Here is a 1,225-nt window from a genome sequence, read left to right on the forward strand (position 1 = left end):
GTAGATACCGTCTTAACCTTCACCTCGCAATAGCGAGTTGCGGGTTAAAGGGCTGGCCGGATTTGAGGACCCCGTAAGCGATGCATAGCAGCTTGCGCATGGCCGCGCAGACGATCTGTTTGCCGGCCTTGCCTTTTGCTCGCAGTCGCTCAGCCATTGCCCGGATCGCTGAATTGTAAGTCAGGGAGGTAACCGCCGGCAGGTAAAGTCCGCCGCGCAGTAATGCAGACCCCATCCGCGATATACGCACATGTCCTTTGTGCTTTCCCGACTCCTGCAGCCTTGGATTCAAACCGGCAAATGCGGTGACGGCTCGGCTGTCGTCGAAGCGCCGTATATCACCCAACTCCGCCAGCAGTAACGCCGCTGTTCTGTCGGCAATGCCATCGATGCTCTTGAGCAGGTCGCGTTGCCCTCTCAGATCATCGTTGTCATCGAAGTGCTGTTTGATCACCTCGAGTGTGTCAGCAATCTGCTGACGAATATGCTCCAGTACCGACTGGATCGACGCGGCTACCTTGGCATCGCTCGTCACGTCCAGACGATAGTGTTCCATCTGCTCCAGTTCCTGCAGATCCTTGAGGCGATGGGTCAGCGCTTTGAGGCGTTTGAGCGAGGGCTGCTCCGGCTTCCAGGCACGCAGTTCTTGCTGATGGCGTCGGCCATAGTCGGCAATCAGCTTGGCGTCGACCTTGTCAGTCTTCACTCTTTGTAACTGACTGCGGGCGTAAAACGCGATCTGGGCCGGGTTCAGTACGCAGACCTGATAACCGCGCTCATACAACCATTCAGCCAAGGCCTCATGGTAAATGCCGGTCGCTTCCATCACGATCCAGGCCTGCGCCTCAGCGTGTTTGCTCAGCCATTGCAGCAGCACTTCAAACCCCTTCGGGTCGTTGGCCAGCTTGGCTTTGGTGCGGTATTTGCCATTGGCCTGAAGCGTGGCGATATCGAAGGTGTGCTTGGCGATGTCGATGCCAACAACAGTGCTCATCATCTCCTCCTTTGGGTGGCTGATCGTCACTGCATCCGTCCAACCTTGCTGATGCGAGCTCGAAGCTCTGGATACCGTTCGGACTTAGCGGATGAGTGTGGAGGGGCGCAGCGCAATCTACGTCGCAAGCTCAAGGCTTAAGGGTGGACACGGCTTGCAGCTCCTCCCCCCGATGATCAGTCGGGAACCATAACCTCACTGAAAGGCTGTAGTCGAGATACAAGGGTGGAC

1 protein-coding gene is annotated in these 1,225 nt (G+C 57.0%); it reads right to left on the minus strand.

Annotated features, from left to right (window positions below; all coding sequences use genetic code 11):
* Window positions 1-19 precede the first annotated feature (19 nt).
* On the minus strand, window positions 20-994 hold the full coding sequence (locus BVH06_RS18975) for an IS110 family transposase (RefSeq protein ID WP_075935120.1): 975 nt from the start codon (window positions 992-994) through the stop codon (window positions 20-22).
* Window positions 995-1,225: the final 231 nt, after the last annotated feature.

Origin of the sequence: Pseudomonas sp. PA27(2017) (genome assembly GCF_001945445.1) — a bacterium.
Classification (GTDB): domain Bacteria; phylum Pseudomonadota; class Gammaproteobacteria; order Pseudomonadales; family Pseudomonadaceae; genus Aquipseudomonas.